The sequence below is a fragment of the Paraburkholderia sp. LEh10 genome (assembly GCF_017814945.1).
GTDB lineage: Bacteria > Pseudomonadota > Gammaproteobacteria > Burkholderiales > Burkholderiaceae > Paraburkholderia.
Map to the genome: position 1 here is coordinate 56,556 of NZ_JAGIPX010000035.1, position 15,890 is coordinate 72,445.

Annotated in this window: 18 protein-coding genes; 14 read left to right on the top strand and 4 right to left on the bottom strand. The window is 64.2% G+C overall.

The features are described from left to right. The first annotated feature begins 2 nt into the window (after nt 1–2). On the top strand, nt 3–431 hold the full coding sequence (ftsB, locus tag J8I87_RS26180; RefSeq protein WP_209934956.1) for a cell division protein FtsB: 429 nt from the start codon (nt 3–5) through the stop codon (nt 429–431). A 118-nt stretch (nt 432–549) separates the two neighbouring features. Here ftsB and J8I87_RS26185 read toward each other — a convergent pair whose 3' ends face one another. From J8I87_RS26185 to J8I87_RS26195, 3 genes are all read right to left on the bottom strand, one after another. Then, nucleotides 550–933: a hypothetical protein gene (locus J8I87_RS26185; protein WP_409518802.1), complete on the bottom strand. Its 384-nt coding sequence runs from the start codon at nt 931–933 to the stop codon at nt 550–552. A gap of 116 nt (nt 934–1,049) precedes the next feature. Then, nucleotides 1,050–2,000, bottom strand: a complete 951-nt coding sequence (hslO, locus tag J8I87_RS26190) for an Hsp33 family molecular chaperone HslO (RefSeq protein WP_209934959.1) — start codon at nt 1,998–2,000, stop codon at nt 1,050–1,052. 61 nt (nt 2,001–2,061) lie between these two features. Next, nucleotides 2,062–2,586 carry a gamma carbonic anhydrase family protein gene (locus J8I87_RS26195; protein ID WP_209934960.1) on the bottom strand — a complete coding sequence of 175 codons (525 nt, stop codon included), beginning with the start codon at nt 2,584–2,586 and terminating at the stop codon, nt 2,062–2,064. 193 nt (nt 2,587–2,779) lie between these two features. Between J8I87_RS26195 and J8I87_RS26200 the strand changes: the two genes are divergently transcribed. From J8I87_RS26200 to J8I87_RS26245, 10 genes are all read left to right on the top strand, one after another. After that, the gene (locus tag J8I87_RS26200; protein WP_209934961.1) at nt 2,780–3,634 is read left to right on the top strand and encodes a ferritin-like domain-containing protein; all 855 of its coding nucleotides are present in this window, start codon (nt 2,780–2,782) and stop codon (nt 3,632–3,634) included. 86 nt (nt 3,635–3,720) lie between these two features. Then, nucleotides 3,721–4,617 (top strand): alpha/beta fold hydrolase, encoded by an 897-nt coding sequence (locus tag J8I87_RS26205; RefSeq protein ID WP_209934962.1) that lies wholly within the window; start codon nt 3,721–3,723, stop codon nt 4,615–4,617. An 87-nt stretch (nt 4,618–4,704) separates the two neighbouring features. Continuing rightward, entirely contained in the window at nt 4,705–5,535 is an 831-nt protein-coding gene (locus J8I87_RS26210; protein ID WP_209934963.1) for a 3',5'-nucleoside bisphosphate phosphatase, read from the top strand. An 87-nt stretch (nt 5,536–5,622) separates the two neighbouring features. Continuing rightward, on the top strand, nt 5,623–6,258 hold the full coding sequence (locus J8I87_RS26215; RefSeq protein ID WP_209934964.1) for an L-threonylcarbamoyladenylate synthase: 636 nt from the start codon (nt 5,623–5,625) through the stop codon (nt 6,256–6,258). Nucleotides 6,259–6,305: 47 nt separating this feature from the next. Continuing rightward, nucleotides 6,306–6,968, top strand: coding sequence for a site-2 protease family protein (locus J8I87_RS26220; RefSeq protein WP_209934966.1), 663 nt, complete (start codon nt 6,306–6,308; stop codon nt 6,966–6,968). 9 nt (nt 6,969–6,977) lie between these two features. Further along, entirely contained in the window at nt 6,978–8,180 is a 1,203-nt protein-coding gene (locus tag J8I87_RS26225; protein WP_209934967.1) for a tryptophan--tRNA ligase, read from the top strand. Nucleotides 8,181–8,199: 19 nt separating this feature from the next. Beyond that, complete coding sequence (locus tag J8I87_RS26230) at nt 8,200–8,814, top strand: bifunctional 2-polyprenyl-6-hydroxyphenol methylase/3-demethylubiquinol 3-O-methyltransferase UbiG (protein ID WP_209934968.1); 615 nt, start codon at nt 8,200–8,202, stop codon at nt 8,812–8,814. A gap of 43 nt (nt 8,815–8,857) precedes the next feature. Beyond that, nucleotides 8,858–9,766, top strand: a complete 909-nt coding sequence (gene dapA, locus J8I87_RS26235; protein WP_209934969.1) for a 4-hydroxy-tetrahydrodipicolinate synthase — start codon at nt 8,858–8,860, stop codon at nt 9,764–9,766. Nucleotides 9,767–9,869: 103 nt separating this feature from the next. Then, nucleotides 9,870–11,018 carry an outer membrane protein assembly factor BamC gene (bamC, locus tag J8I87_RS26240; protein WP_209934970.1) on the top strand — a complete coding sequence of 383 codons (1,149 nt, stop codon included), beginning with the start codon at nt 9,870–9,872 and terminating at the stop codon, nt 11,016–11,018. Between the two features lie 8 nt (nt 11,019–11,026). Then, complete coding sequence (locus tag J8I87_RS26245; protein ID WP_209934971.1) at nt 11,027–11,800, top strand: MBL fold metallo-hydrolase; 774 nt, start codon at nt 11,027–11,029, stop codon at nt 11,798–11,800. A gap of 100 nt (nt 11,801–11,900) precedes the next feature. Here the strand turns inward: J8I87_RS26245 and J8I87_RS26250 are convergent, their stop codons facing one another. Continuing rightward, nucleotides 11,901–12,599: a Bax inhibitor-1/YccA family protein gene (locus tag J8I87_RS26250; protein ID WP_209934973.1), complete on the bottom strand. Its 699-nt coding sequence runs from the start codon at nt 12,597–12,599 to the stop codon at nt 11,901–11,903. 302 nt (nt 12,600–12,901) lie between these two features. On the opposite strand from J8I87_RS26250, the gene ndk reads away from it, so the two are divergent. From ndk to J8I87_RS26265, 3 genes are all read left to right on the top strand, one after another. Next, nucleotides 12,902–13,327, top strand: a complete 426-nt coding sequence (gene ndk / locus J8I87_RS26255; protein ID WP_209934974.1) for a nucleoside-diphosphate kinase — start codon at nt 12,902–12,904, stop codon at nt 13,325–13,327. Nucleotides 13,328–13,436: 109 nt separating this feature from the next. Next, a complete protein-coding gene (gene rlmN / locus J8I87_RS26260) occupies nt 13,437–14,585 on the top strand; it encodes a 23S rRNA (adenine(2503)-C(2))-methyltransferase RlmN (protein ID WP_209934975.1) in 1,149 nt (382 codons plus the stop codon). A gap of 206 nt (nt 14,586–14,791) precedes the next feature. Then, nucleotides 14,792–15,886: a helix-turn-helix domain-containing protein gene (locus J8I87_RS26265; protein ID WP_209934976.1), complete on the top strand. Its 1,095-nt coding sequence runs from the start codon at nt 14,792–14,794 to the stop codon at nt 15,884–15,886. Nucleotides 15,887–15,890: the final 4 nt, after the last annotated feature.

Genomic DNA, 15,890 nt, shown 5'->3' on the forward strand with positions numbered 1-15,890 from the left:
ACATGCGGCTCGTCACCGTCGTTCTGCTCGTCCTGCTGGTGCTGATCCAATATCCGCTGTGGTGGGGCCATGGCGGCTGGTTGCGCGTCCATGAGTTACAGCAGGAGCTCGCGCAGCAGCTGAAAAAGAACGCGGACGAGAAGGAGCGCAACGAGCGCATCCAGGGCGAGGTGCAGGATCTGCAAAACGGCACGGCCGCCGTGGAAGAGCGTGCCCGCTACGAAATGGGCATGGTCAAGGACAGCGAGGTATTCGTGCAGTTCGTTTCGCCTAACGCACCGCTGTCTGCGTCGAGCGTGCCACAGTCGAATACGTCGACGCGAGGGCAGATCACGGGCGCGCCGCTGCGCGTGGTGCCGAATCCGGAGTCGCGTGCGAAGCCGGATCGCAAGCACGCGAAAAAGGATGCGAAGGAGAAAAAGCCGGGTTGACGCTTCGCGCGCAGCGAAGCGGGAGCAGCTTCAATGAAAAAGGCGCGGTTCATCACGAACCGCGCCTTTTGTGTTTCTGACGCGGCGCGCTGCCCGAAGCACGCTGCCGCGCCGGGGATCACCAGCCCCATCCCCAGCCGGGCGCATAGCCGTAGCCGATGCCCGTGCCCCAGCCGTGCCCCCATCCGCCGCTGTAGTAGCTGCCGTAGACCGAGACGGGCGGTGCGTAGTACCGAGACCAGGCTTGCGCGGCGGCTTCGTTGGCCATTGCCTGGTCCTGCTCGGCCATGACCTGCCTGTCGATTGCGTCGTAGCGCGCGCGCTCTTCGGGAGTGAGCGGCTGTGCCGTCGCGGCGATGCCCGACTGGTCGGCGGGCAGACGGCTATAGATCGGCGACGGACCCGGCGGGTCCATCATGCAGCCGGACAGCGCGGCAGCACCCGTAACGAGAGCCAGGACGGCGCTGCGTCGGGCCACGAGCATCAGGGCAAGGGTGTTCATGTCGATCTCCATCCGTCGGATACCTAAGCAATTCGATGTCACCGCATCAGGCAGCCGCCAGTTTGCGATGATACTGCGCCGTTCAGCCTTGCGGCGTGCGGCGCAGTTTGTTCTGCTCAGTGCCGCTGCTCGGCAGCGGGCGCCACTCCTTCTGAGAGCCCGCTCGCGACGAAAAGTTGCGCCACATCGACGGGGTCGAACTCATAGCGCTGGTTGCAGAATTCGCAGTGAATCTCGACGTGGTTCCGTTCTTCGATCACGCTGTCGACTTCCTCGCGACCCAGCATTTTCAGCATGTTGCCGACGCGCGCGCGCGAGCACGTGCATTCGAAGCGCGTTCTGGCCGGCTCGAAATGCTGGACGTTCTCCTGCCAGAAGAGGCGCCTGAACAGCGTGTTGGGCTCTTCCGCCAGCATCTCGTCGTGCGACAGCGTGCCGCCGAGTGTGCACAGGCGATCCCATGTATCGGCGTCGATCTCGCCCGGATGCGGGACGATGCCGCCGTCGCCGGGCAGCTTCTGCAGCAGCATGCCGACGGCACGCTCGCCGTTCGCCGCAAGCCACAGACGCGTGTCGAGCTGCTCCGAGTTGTGCATATAGTGCTCGAGCACCTCCGCCATCGACTTGAGCGGACCGTCTACGCCCGACAGCGGCACGATGCCCTGATAAGGCTGCTGGCCGGGCAGCTTGGTTTTCGGATCGAGCGTGATCACGCAGCGGCCGTGGCCGCCCGCATTGAGCAGGTCGACGAGCGTGAGGTCGTCGGTGATGGCGTGCGCGGTGTCGCCGGAAAACTTGGCCGTGGCGCGCATCGACAGGTCCGAATTGCATTGCACGACGAGCATCTTCACCGGGCCGTCGCCGAAGATCTGCATGATCAGCGTGCCGTCGAATTTCAGGTTCGCCGACAGCAGCGCGCATGCCGCCATCATTTCGCCAAGCACGTTCCGCACGGGTTCGGGATAGCTTCGGCGCGTCAGAACTTCCTGCCACGTATTGCGCAGCGAAACGATCTCGCCACGCACGGGCGCCGCGCTGAACATGAATTTTTGCAACTGGTCGCTCACAACTTTTCCTCGGTCGAACCGCGCGGCGCAAACGCCGCGCGTGGCGCGTCGTGCTGTCGGCTTAGCCGATGCGCACGAGTTGCGCCTTGAAATAATCCCTGCGCTCCACGTAGATTTCTGCAGCGCGACGCAGGCCTTTGATATCTGCTTCAGTCAATTCTCGGACGACCTTTGCGGGTGACCCAAGAATCAGAGAATTGTCAGGAAAAACCTTGCCCTCGGTGATGATGGCTCCCGCGCCAACCAGACAATTGCGGCCGATTACCGCTCCATTCAAGACCACAGCCTGAATGCCAATCAGCGCGCCTTCCTTGACGGTGCAGCCGTGAAGCATCGCCTGATGGCCGATTGTCACGTTCGCTTCGAGCGTCAGCGGAAAGCCGGGGTCGGTGTGCAGGACTGCATTTTCCTGAATGTTCGTACCCGGGCCGACGGTGATCGGCTCATTGTCGCCGCGAAGCGACGCGCCGAACCAGACGCTCGCATTTTCGTCGACCGTCACCTTGCCGATGATGGTCGCAGTGTCCGCAATGAACACGCTTTCGTGGATGGTCGGCGCTGCATCGCCAAGCTTGTAGATTGCCACAGTGTCTCCTCGGTCGTCGGGCGCCTGCCGCGGCCATGAGCCAGCGGCGAGGCGCGTTGCGCGAAATGGCGACATTGCGCGCGGCATGGTCGGATCGCGGTATTGTAAACGGTTGTGCCGCAGGCCCGCGTGGACGTTGCAACGTGCCAGAATGGCTGTTTTACGACCGTTTCCGCTGTTTCCTTCACTCCCGATGCAAGTCCCCCAACACCTCACTTCCGATGCCACGCATTGCGCGCGCACCGAAGCGCTTGCAGTGCTGAGCGAGCGCGCGCCCGCCGCGAAAGCCGCGGCGGCGCAGGCGCTGTATGCGCGCGTGCTCGAGCGCTCAGCGGCGGTGTCGCCGCAGCGCGCGCTCGCCGAGCCGCCCGGGCTGCCGGGCCGCCCGGCGCGCCCCGAGCTCGTCGAGCCGCGCAAGCTTGGCCGGCGCAGCATGCAGTCGCCGCAAGGGCGCGCGGTGCTGCTGCACGCGCTTGCGCACATCGAATTCAATGCGATCAATCTCGCACTCGATGCCGTGTGGCGCTTTGGCGGCATGCCGGAGGCGTTCTATATCGACTGGCTGAAGGTGGCGTCGGAGGAGGCGCATCATTTTTTGTTGCTGTCCGCGCGGCTGGCGGAGTTCGGCCACGCATACGGCGACTTTCCCGCGCACGATGGCCTGTGGGACATGTGCGAACGCACCCGCGGCGACGTGCTCGCACGCATGGCGCTCGTGCCGCGCACGCTGGAAGCGCGCGGCCTCGACGCGTCGCCGCCGATCCGAGCGCGCTTGCAGCAGGCGGGCGATCATGCGTCGGCGGCGATTCTGGACGTGATCCTGCGCGACGAAATCGGGCATGTGCTGATCGGCAATCGTTGGTTCCGGTATCTGTGCGATCAGGCCGGCGCTGATGCGCATCAGACTTATCTGCGCCTGTCCGACGAATATCGTGCGCCGAAGTTGCGTGGCCCGTTCAATTTCGAGGCGCGCCGCGACGCGGGTTTCGAGGAGGAGGAACTGACGGCGCTCGCGGGTCTGGAAGCGCAACAACAGCCTGACGACTGACGCTAACTTCCCCTTGCCGTGAGCAGTAGCGCAGCTATCCCGATATAATCGAACGACCATTCGTTTTCCGCGGCATCGGGCATCCCATGGACCATCCTCTGAATCGTTCCGTTTCCGAATTCGTCACCGTGCGCGGCGTGCGGCTGCACGTACGGCGTTGGGGCAACCCCGACGCGCCAACGCTTTTCATGCTGCACGGCTGGATGGATGTGGCCGCGTCGTTTCAGTTCGTCGTCGATGCGCTGGCGGGCGACTGGCAGGTGATCGCCCCCGATGCGCGCGGCTTCGGACTGTCCGAGTGGCCCGTCGCCGAAAAGGGCGGCGGCCACTACTGGTTCCAGGAGTATCTGGCCGACCTCGAAGCGCTGCTCGAGCACTACGCGCCCACGGGCGAGGTGAATCTCGTCGGTCACAGCATGGGCGCGAACGTCGTATGCCTGTATGCGGGCGTGCGGCCAGAGCGTGTGCGGCGCGTGGTCGATCTGGAAGGCTTCGGACTGCCGCCGTCGAAGCCCACGCAGTTGCCCCGCCGGCTCGCATCCTGGCTCGACGAGTTGCGCGAGCCGCCGACCTTGCGCCATTACGCGACGCTCGATGATGTCGCGGCGCGCCTCATCCGGACCAACGCGCGGCTCGACCCGCGGCGCGCGCGCTTTCTCGCGCAGCACTGGTCGAAGCCGGACGGCGAGGGCGGCTACATGCTGCTCGCCGATCCCGCGCACAAGATTCGCGGACCGCTGCTGTATCGTCTCGACGAAGTGATGGCCGTCTGGGCGAATGTGCGCGCCAAGGTGCTGCACGTGGAGGCGGCCGCGTCGCCGACGCTCGCCACGCTAGCGGGCAGCATTCCCCTCGATGAGTTCAAGGCGCGCTTCAAGGCCTTTGCCGACTGGCGCGAAAAGATCATCGACGATGCGGGCCATATGGTTCACCACGATCAGCCAGAGCACGTCGCTGCACTGATCGAAGCGTTTTGCGCGTAGTGCGTGTGTTAAACCGGCCGCGATGAATCCTCTGCGTGTGCTTACTGCGTTGCAGTAAAATGGGCTGACCACCCAAACAAGATAACGATGAACGCCGACCTGCATTGCCATTCCACCGTGTCCGACGGCGCCTTTGCGCCCGCCGAGGTTGCGCGCCGCGCGCATGCGGGCGGCGTGACGCTGTGGGCGCTGACCGACCACGACGAAATCGGCGGTCAGGTCGAGGCGCGCGAAGCGGCGCAAGCGCTCGGCATGCAGTATCTGGGCGGAGTCGAAATTTCGGTGACGTGGGCGTCGCGCACGATTCACATCGTCGGGCTGCACGTCGATCCTGCCTGCAACGATCTCGTCGTCGGGCTCGAGCGCACGCGCAGCGGCCGCGCGGCACGCGCCGAGGCGATGGGCGAGCAGCTCGCGACGCTCGGCATTCCCAACGCGTACGAAGGCGCACTGAAATATGTGTCGAATCCCGACATGATTTCGCGCACGCACTTCGCGCGCTACATGGTCGAGCAAGGGTACGCCGAGAACACGCAGGATGTGTTCAGCCGCTTTCTCGGCGATGGCAAGCCGGGCTACGTGCCGCATCGTTGGGCGAAGCTCGCCGATGCCGTCAAGTGGATTCAGGTTGCCGGCGGCGAAGCGGTGATCGCGCATCCGGGCCGCTACGCGTACACGCCGACCGAGTTCGACGCGCTGTTCGGCGAGTTCATCGATCTCGGCGGCAAGGCCATCGAGGTCGTCACGGGTAGCCACACGCCCGACCAGTATCGCGAATATGCGGACGTCGCGCGGCGTTTCGGCTTCGAGGCTTCGCGCGGGTCCGACTTTCATGCCGCGGGCGAGGGCCGCGTCGAGCTGGGCAGTCTGCCGCCGCTGCCGTCCGATCTGAAGCCAGTCTGGGAGCGTTGGCTGTAAGCTCTGGATGTGCGTCGTGCATGGGCACGCGCGCTGCGTGAGCCGTCGCTAGCTGTTCGTCGACTTCCCGACCTCCTGACCGACATCATGTCCCAATACTTTCGGCTTCATCCGGACAATCCGCAGCCGCGCCTGATCAAGCAGGCCGTGCAGATCATCGAAGGCGGCGGCGTGGCCGCGCTGCCGACGGATTCGAGCTACGCGCTCGCCTGTCAGCTCGACAACAAGAATGCCGTCGACCGCGTGCGGCGCATCCGTGGCATCGACGAGCGGCAACTGTTATCGCTGCTCGTGCGCGATCTGTCCGAGCTGGCGAACTTCGCGATCGTCGACAACCGTCAATACCGTCTGATCAAATCCGTGACACCCGGCCCATACGTGTTCGTGCTGCAGGCGACCAAGGAAGTGCCACGCCGCCTGTCGCATCCGTCGCGCAAGACGATCGGTCTGCGCGTGCCGGATCATGCGATCACGCTCGCGATCCTCGAAGAACTCGGCGAGCCGCTGCTCGGCTCGACACTGATCCTGCCAGGCGAAACGCAGCCGCTGAACGACCCGGAGGACATCCGCGAAAAACTGGAAAAGCAGCTCGATCTCGTGATCGACGGCGGCCCGTGTCCATGCGAGCCGTCGACGGTGATCGACCTGACAGGCGAAGAACCCGTGCTGGTGCGGCCGGGACGCGGCTCGCTCGCGCCGTTCGGCCTCGAGGAGACGGCATGAACGAAAGCCGACAGAGCCGCAAGGCGCCGTTGTTACAATAGAGCGATATGGATTCCTCCCTGATACAAACCATCGTCGTCTACGCATTGCCCGTGATCTTCGCGATCACGCTGCACGAGGCGGCCCACGGCTATGTCGCGCGCATGCTCGGCGACAATACCGCCTACGTGCTAGGCCGCGTGTCGTTCAATCCGATGCGGCACATCGACCCGCTCGGCACGATCGCCATTCCGCTGCTGCTTTATTTCGCCACCAGCGGCGCGTTCATGTTCGGCTACGCGAAGCCCGTGCCCGTTGCGTTCGGCAATCTGCGCAATCCGCGCTGGGGTTCGCTGTGGGTCGCGCTGGCGGGTCCCCTCTGCAATTTCGTACAGGCGCTCGTGTGGGGCGTGTTCGGCGTGGCGCTCGCCGCGATGAATGTCCACGAGCCGTTTTTCACGCGGATGGCGGGAGCGGGCGTTGGCGTGAACCTCGTGCTCGGCGTGCTGAACCTTTTTCCGCTGCCGCCGCTCGACGGCGGCCGCGTGCTGACGGCGCTGTTGCCCGTGCGCCCGGCAATGGCGCTCGCGCGCATCGAACCTTACGGCTTTTTCATTGTGATGGCGCTCGTGATGACGGGCACGCTGACGCGTTTCTGGCTGCGTCCGCTCGTGAATTTCGGCTATGAGGCCGTGACGGCTATCCTGACTCCCCTCGTTTCGCTTCTCTAAACCAAAACCATGTACCCCGACCGTATCTTCTCCGGTATGCGGCCTACCGGCTCGCTGCACCTCGGCCACTACCATGGCGTGCTGAAAAACTGGGTGCGTCTGCAGTCCGAATACCCGTGCTTCTTTTGCGTGGTCGACTGGCATGCGCTGACGACGCACTACGAAACGCCCGAAGTGATCGAGCAGAACGTCTGGGAAGTGCTGATCGACTGGCTCGCGTCGGGCATCGATCCGGCGCAGGCGACGCTGTTCATCCAGAGCCGCGTGCCCGAGCATGCCGAACTGTCGCTGCTGCTCGGCATGAGCGCGCCGCTCGGCTGGCTCGAGCGCGTGCCGACGTACAAGGAGCAGATGGAGAAGCTGAAGGACAAGGATCTGTCGACGTACGGCTTCCTCGGCTATCCCGTGCTGATGGCGGCCGACATCCTGCTGTACCGCGCGTCGCTCGTGCCCGTCGGTGAAGATCAGGTCCCGCACGTCGAGATGACGCGCGAACTCGCGCGCCGTTTCAACCATCTGTACGGCCGCGAGCCGGGCTTCGAAGAAAAGGCGATGGAAGCCGCGAAGAAGCTCGGCGGCAAGCGCTCGAAGCTGTATCACGAGCTGCGCAACGCGTATCAGCAGGAAGGCGACGACGAAGCGCTCGAGCAGGCGCGCGCGATGTTGCAGGAGTCGCAGAGCCTGTCGATGAGCGACCGGGAACGCCTGTTCGGCTACCTCGAAGGCTCGCGCAAGATCATCCTGGTCGAGCCGCAGGTTCTTCTGACGGAAGCGTCGCGGATGCCAGGACTCGACGGCCAGAAGATGTCGAAGTCGTACGGCAACACGATCGGCCTGCGCGAGGACGCCGAGACGATCACGAAGAAGGTGCGCACGATGCCGACCGACCCTGCGCGCGTGCGCCGCACCGATCCGGGCGATCCCGACAAGTGCCCGGTGTGGCAGTTGCATCAGGTCTACACCGACAAGGACACGCACGAGTGGGTGCAGAAGGGTTGCCGCTCGGCGGGCATCGGCTGCCTCGAATGCAAGCAGCCGGTGATCGAAGGCATTTTGCGCGAGCAGCAGCCGATGCTCGAGCGCGCGCAGAAGTACATGGACGATCCGTCGCTGCTGCGCGCGATCGTCGCCGACGGCTGCGACAAGGCGCGCCGTTTCGCATCGGAGACGATGCGCGACGTGCGCGAGGCGATGGGCCTGTCGTACACGTGATGCGCGGCGCGCGCGCACGATGAGCGATTCCGTTTCCGGCGCGCACTGCGCCTCGCACGCGCCGATCGGCGAGCCGTCGCGCTGGGTGAAGCACTGGGCGCATCTGGTCGCGCCCGGCGGCGCCGTGCTCGACGTGGCGTCGGGAGCCGGGCGGCACGCGCGGTTTTTCGCGTCGCGCGGGCATCCCGTCATGGCCATCGACCGCGATGCAGCCGCTTTGGCGTCGATGGACGGCATAGCGGGCATCGCGACACTCGCCGCCGACATCGAAAACTCACCTTGGCCGCTGTCGACGGAACAACGGTTCGCGGCCATCGTCGTTACGAATTACCTGCACCGGCCGCTCGTTCCCCAATTGCTGGCGACACTGGCGCCCGGCGGCGTGCTGATCTACGAAACCTTCGCTCAAGGCAACGAAACGGTCGGCAAGCCATCGAACCCTGCTTTTCTGCTCGCGCCGGGCGAACTGCTTGACGCGGTCCGTGGGCTGTTACGTGTCGTTGCATTTCAGGACGGTTTCCTCGCGGAACCCCGTCCCGCCTACGTTCAGCGGATTTGCGCCGTCTACGAGGCGGATCCGTCCGTCAGAACGAAAGATATGGGGCTTCCCCGGCGTTACGATTTGGCCGGTTAATCCGCTACAATCGCGATTTACCGATTAAATTCAATGGCGTTTCATGGCTAACGGCACCCAGCAAGACGGCGTCGCGATTCGCGGCAGCATTCCCGCCATCATCACCCCGATGCTCGAAGACGGCAGTCTCGATCTGCCGGCCTTCCGCAAGCTGATCGACTGGCATTTCGAAGAGGGCACGAGCGCGCTCGTCGTGGTCGGCACGAGTGGCGAATCGGCGACGCTGTCGGTCGAAGAGCACGTGCTAATGGTGAAAACGGCCGTCGAGCATGCCGCGGGCCGCATCCCCGTGATCGCGGGAGCGGGCGCCAATTCGACGACGGAAGCCATCGAGCTGACCGAGCACGCGAAGAAAGTGGGTGCCGATGCGACGCTGCAGGTCGTGCCGTACTACAACAAGCCGACCCAGGAAGGCATTTACCGCCATTTCGCGAAAATCGCCGAAAGCGTGGATCTGCCCGTGATTCTCTACAACGTGCCGGGCCGCACGGTCGCGGACATGTCGAACGAAACGATCCTGCGTCTGGCGAACGTGCCGGGCATCATCGGCGTGAAGGAAGCGACGGGCAACATCGACCGTGCCGCGCATCTGATCAAGTCGGCGCCGGCGCATTTCGGCATCTATAGCGGCGACGATCCGACGGCGATCGCGTTGATGCTGCTGGGCGGTCACGGCAATATCTCAGTGACGGCCAATGTCGCGCCGCGCCTGATGAGCGAACTGTGCAAGGCGGCGCTCGCGGCCGACGCGAAGACGGCGCGCGAGATCCACCTGAAACTTCTGTCGCTGCATAAGAACCTCTTCATCGAATCGAACCCGATTCCCGCGAAGTGGGCTCTGCAGCAACTGGGCCGCGTGAAGGGCGGCATCCGTCTGCCTCTCACGCCGCTCGACGCGCGCTACCACGACGTGGTCCGCGCCGCGTTGCGCGAGGCAGGGCTGCTCGGCTGAGCGCCTGGCAGCAGGCACCTCCGGCATTTTTTCAACCGACGTCGATATCGCCCACGGTTCACACCGATCCCAGGCAGCGCGTTTTAGCTTCACGAAGGACCCCATGAAACGTTCCGCACTTTCCCTCCACGCAACGCGCCTGGCGGCGCTGACGCTTGCGGCTGGCACGGTTGTGTCGCTTTCTGGCTGCGAGTCGCTGAACGACATGCTCGCGTCGGACAAGGTGAACTACAAGGCGACGTCGAGCGCGCCGCCGCTCGCCGTGCCGAGCGATCTGACGCCTGCGCAGATCGACCAGCGCTATGTGGCGCCCCCTGCGGGCACCGCGCTCGGCGGCGCGCCGCAGCGCGCGCAGACGTCGGCAGGCAATCTGACGGAAGGCGTGCCGTCGGCGCAGGATCCGTTCGGCATGCACGTCGAACGCGACGGCGACCGTCGCTGGCTCGTCGTGAATGGCCGGACGCCGGAGCAACTGTGGCCGCAGTTGCAGGAATTCTGGACGGAGAACGGCTTCTCGCTGAAGACGGACGCGCCGACCACGGGCATCATGGCCACCGATTGGGCCGAAAATCGCGCGAACATTCCGGACGACTGGTTCCGCCGCACGGTTGGCAAGGTGATCGATTTCGCGTACTCGTCGGGTACGCGCGATAGCTTCCGCACGCTGGTTTCGCGCGACCCGAGCGGTGGCACTGACATTTCGATCACCCATGCGTCGATGGAAGAAGTGATGACCGGGCAGGACAAGACGTCGTCGCGCTGGGTCGAGCGTCCGCGCGATCCGGCGCTGGAAGCTGAGTTTCTCGCCAAGCTCATGCAGAAATTCGGTCTTACTGACGCGCAATCGAAGCAGCTGCTGACCAACGCCCATCCGGCGACGGCGCAGGCGCAGCTGGACAAGAGTGCGGGCGGTGCGACCCTCGACCTGCCCGAGTCGTTCGATCGCGCGTGGCTGCGCGTCGGCCTTGCGCTCGATCGCACGAACTTCACCGTCGACAATCGCGATCGCGAGAAGGGCATCTATTACGTGCGGTACGCGGACTCGATGCAGGAGCTCAAGCGTGACGGTCTGTTCGGCAAGCTGTTTTACAGCGACAAGAGCGCAAAGAAGGACGGCCACGAATTTCTCGTGAACGTGCGCTCGAAGGGCGACGCGATGACGCAGGTCGCCGTCGTCGATGCGAACGGCCAGGTGGATACGTCCTCGGACGCGCAGCGCATCGTGTCGCTGCTGCACGCGCAGCTGAACTAAGGCGGGTCGTGCGATTCGCCAGTCTGGGAAGCGGCAGTGAAGGCAATGCACTGCTGGTGGAGGCCGAAAGCGGTCTCACGACCACACGAGTCCTGCTGGACTGCGGCTTCTCGGCGAAAGAAGTCGCCCGGCGGCTGGAGCGGCTGGGCGCGGGCGTCGATGAACTCGACGCCATTCTCATCACCCACGAACATGGCGACCATATCGGTAGCGCGCTGACGCTTGCGCGCAAGCTGTCGATCCCGTTGTACATGAGCTGGGGCACGGCGCGCGCCGTCGGCGCCGACGAGGCCGACGTCGAGCTGCACGTGCTGTGGAGCGACGAGGCGGTCGCGATCGGCGATCTGAGTGTTTTGCCGTACACGGTTCCGCACGATGCGCGCGAGCCGCTGCAGTACGTGTTTTTCGATGGCGCGTCACGGCTTGGTGTGCTGACTGACGTCGGCACGTCGACGCCGCATATCAGCGCGGTGCTGAGCGGCTGCGATGCGCTCGTGCTCGAATGCAACCATGATGTCCAGATGCTGGCTGCCTCACGCTATCCGCCGTCGTTGAAGGCGCGAATCGGCGGCAATCACGGGCATTTGAACAACGACGCGGCGGCGGAAATCCTTGCCTCGCTGGATCGATCGAAATTGCGGCATCTGGTCGCGGCGCACCTGAGCCAGCAGAACAATCTGCCCGAGCTGGCGCGCGCGGCGATGGCGTCAGTGCTTGGCGCGGCGTCGACGGAAGTGGTGGTCGCGACGCAGAGCGACGGGTTTGGCTGGTTGAGTTTCTGAGTCGCGCGGCGGCTTTGTGCCTTTCGGCCGAAAAAGTGAAAACGCCCGTGACGATTGCTCGTCACGGGCGTTTTGGTCTTTAGCTGACGTCTGACGTCAATCAGTTACGGTTGCCGCCGAAAATGCCGAGGAGCGCCAGCAGATTCACGAACACGTTGTACAGGTCGAGGTAGATCGCCAGTGTCGCCGTGATGTAGTTCGTCTCGCCGCCGTTCACCACGCGCTGTACGTCGAACAGCATGTAGGCGGAGAAGATCACGATCGCGAGCACCGACACGGTTAGCATCAGAGCGGGCAGCTGCAGAAACACATTCGCGACCATCGCCAGCAGCAGCACGATCACGCCGACGAACAGCCATTTGCCGAGGCCCGAGAAATCACGCTTGCTGACGGTCGCGACCGTCGCCATCGCGGCGAAGATCACGCCGGTGCCGCCAAACGCGAGCATGATCAGCGACGGTCCGTTCGAAAAGCCGAGGATGAAGCTGAGCAGCCGCGACAGCATCAGGCCCATGAAGAACGTGAAGCCGAGCAGCACGAACACGCCGGCAGCACTGTCCTTCGTTTTCTGGATCGCGAACATGAAGCCGAACGCGATCGCGAAGAACGCGAGCATGCTCATCGCCGGGCTGGTGGCGGCGAATAGCGAGAAGCCGGTGGCGACGCCGACCCACGCGCCGATGACGGTCGGCACCATGGACAGCGCAAGCAGCCAGTAGGTGTTGCGCAGTACCCGGTTGCGGGTCTCGGCCGTGGTGACGGCGCCGCCCCGACCGAAGTTATAGGGATATTCGTTCATGGTCTCTCCTTGCGTCAGACGCAATGTTGCGAGATGGCTTGCAACGGTTTTCGTACGGCGCCGGCTGGCGGTTGCCGCCGGTCGCGCGGACCCACAACCCTAAGATTAACGCCGGGGCGGGGAGTTTCAATGCGGCGCACAACACGGTGCAATTACATTGTGTTACCCCATTCTTAGCAAGTCATTAGCGATTCAACTTCGACCTTACAGTGCAGTAAGGGTTCAATCGCAATGATACACGGGAACATGCTACAATAGCGGATTCATTTAAATTTGTAACCTCTTAATTTTCTGGAGTTTTTATGGCGATCGAACGCACCCTGTCGATTATCAAGCCGGACGCAGTGGCCAAGAACGTGATCGGCCAGATCTACAGCCGCTTCGAAAACGCTGGCCTGAAGATCGTGGCATCGCGCATGGTTCACCTGTCGCGCGCCGACGCAGAGAAGTTCTACGCCGTGCACGCAGCACGTCCGTTCTTCAAGGATCTCGTTGAATTCATGATCTCGGGTCCCGTGCAGGTTCAGGTTCTGGAAGGCGAAGGCGCCATCCTGAAAAACCGCGACCTGATGGGCGCGACGGATCCGAAGAAGGCCGAAAAGGGTACGATCCGTGCCGACTTCGCGGACAGCATCGACGCGAACGCAGTGCACGGTTCGGACGCCGCCGAAACGGCAGCCGTCGAAGTCGCGTTCTTCTTCCCGGAAGTCAACGTCTACTCGCGTTAAGCGCTTCGTAGTTCAGCAGTAACAGCTGGCAGGAGCGGGCGCTGGCGGCACACGCGTTCATGCAGCTTGTTGCATGAACGCAGTCTCGCACTGAATGGCAGGATTCGATATGACGAGCAGTCCAACCGTCAACCTTCTCGATCTCGACGCCGCAGGCCTTGTCGCGTATTGCGACAGCCTCGGCGAGAAGCCGTTTCGCGCCAAGCAATTGCAGCGCTGGATTCACCAGTACAACGCTGCCGACTTCGACGGGATGACTGATCTCGCGAAGTCTCTGCGCGAAAAGCTGAAGGGCCGTGCATCGATCACGATGCCCGGCATCGTCAGCGACCATATTTCCTCCGACGGTACACGTAAGTGGCTCGTCGACGTCGGCAACGGCAACGCGGTCGAAACCGTGTTCATCCCGGAAGAAACGCGCGGTACGCTTTGCGTCTCGTCGCAGGCGGGGTGCGCGGTCAACTGCCGTTTCTGTTCGACGGGCAAGCAGGGGTTCTCACGCAATCTCACCACGGGCGAAATCATCGGCCAGCTGCGCATGGCCGAATTTGCGCTGCGCGCGTCGCTCGGCACGGCCGGCGGTCGCGCCACGGGTGGGGAGGGCAAGGGCGAGCGCGTTGTCACGAACGTCGTGATGATGGGCATGGGCGAGCCGCTGCTCAATTACGACGCCGTGGTGCCCGCGATGCGCCTGATGCTCGACGACAACGCCTATGGCCTGTCGCGCCGGCGCGTTACGTTGTCCACGTCGGGCGTCGTGCCGATGATGGACCGGCTCGGCGCCGATCTCCCCGTGGCGCTCGCCGTCTCGCTGCACGCGTCGAACGACGCGCTGCGCGACGTGCTGGTGCCGCTCAACAAGAAATATCCGCTGCGCGAGTTGATGGCCGCGTGCCAGCGGTATCTAAAGGTTGCGCCGCGCGACTTCATTACATTCGAGTACTGCATGCTCGACGGCGTGAACGACAGCGAAGCGCACGCACGTGAATTGCTGGCTGTGACCCGCGACGTGCCGTGCAAATTCAACCTGATTCCGTTCAATCCGTTCCCGGAATCGGGCCTGTTGCGCTCGAAGAACGAGCAGATCAAGCGTTTCGCGCAAGTGTTGATCGACGCAGGGGTCGTCACAACAGTGCGCAAGACGCGCGGCGACGATATCGACGCCGCCTGCGGCCAGCTGGCGGGCGCCGTCAAGGATCGCACGCGGCTTGCCGAACGCAGCGGCAAGGCGAAGGTGATCGAACTCCGCGCGGTGTAAGGCCTGCGACAGACGAAACGAGGCCCGATGTCAGGAATCAGGCAGCGCTGAAACGCGTCGTCGCGTGAAGTGAAAAGAAAGTGAGCAGAATCGATCGGAAGCGGCACGCGCAGCCGCACATTTTGTTATAAACGGTCTGCGAAACCGGACATGCCAACGGGCCGGTGCGCATGAGTGAAAAAAGAATCGACGCGAAAGGATTTGGGATGAGTGAGCCGCAGCACCCGCAACCGCACGACATGGATACGCATACGGGCCGCACGCTGTCCGCGGCCGCGCCGGCTGCCGTGCCGATCGGGTTCGACTCGCTGGCCGCGGTCGGGGCGCGGCTCGCGCAGTTGCGTGAGTCGAAGGGCTGGTCGGTCGAGGATGTATCGGCGCGCCTGAAGGTCGCGCCGGGCAAGTTGCGCGGGCTTGAGGCAGGCGATCTGAGCCAGTTGCCGGACACGACGTTCGCGCTCGGCGTCGTGCGCAGTTACGCGAAAATGGTAGGGGCCGATCCGGCGCCGATGACGCAGGCGCTGCGCCGCGAAAAAGGCGTCCCGGAGCCCGCGCTGACGATGCCCGCATCGGCGGGCGCCGATTTGCCGCGCGGGAAAGTGTCGCTGTCTCTGGGGGGCGGCGGCGCGCCGCGCGGCCGCTCATGGATCTGGGGTGTAGCGCTCGCCGTCGTCGTGCTGATCGCGCTCGCCATGTGGCATACGAACAATGGTGAGTCGACGGCCTGGCTCGCGCGTCTGAAAGGCATCGTGGGCGCACCGGCGGCGACTGAAAATGCGTCGGCCGTCGCGGCCAATGCGGCCAGTGCAGCGTCCGTGACGGCCGAGGCGGCAGCTTCAAGCGCCGAGACCGACACACAAGCCATCGCAGCGGAAGGCGCGTCCGCGGCGCCGTTGCCCGCGCCGCTGCCGACGGCGGGTGTCGCGCCGGCATCGACGGCCGCTTCCGCATCCGCGCCGGGCGCCGCAGCGCCCAAGGTTGCGAGTGCCGCGCCGGCGGTGGTGGCTGCCGCATCGGCCGAGTCGGCCAGCGAGCCGTCCGCGGCGCCGGAAGGCTCGTCGATGGTTGCGCTGGCGGTCAAGCAGGACAGCTGGTTCAGCGTGCGCCAGAAGGACGGAAAGGAAGTATTCTCCGGCCTCGTGCATGCAGGCGAGACGAAAGAGGTAAGCGGGTTGCCGCCGCTCAAGGTGACGGTCGGCAACAAGGCCGGTCTGGATTCGATCACGCTGGACGGCCAGCCTGTTGACCCAGCCAAATATGCGTCTGCGAAGGGTAATGTGGCGCGCTTCGCGTTGCCCTGACGCA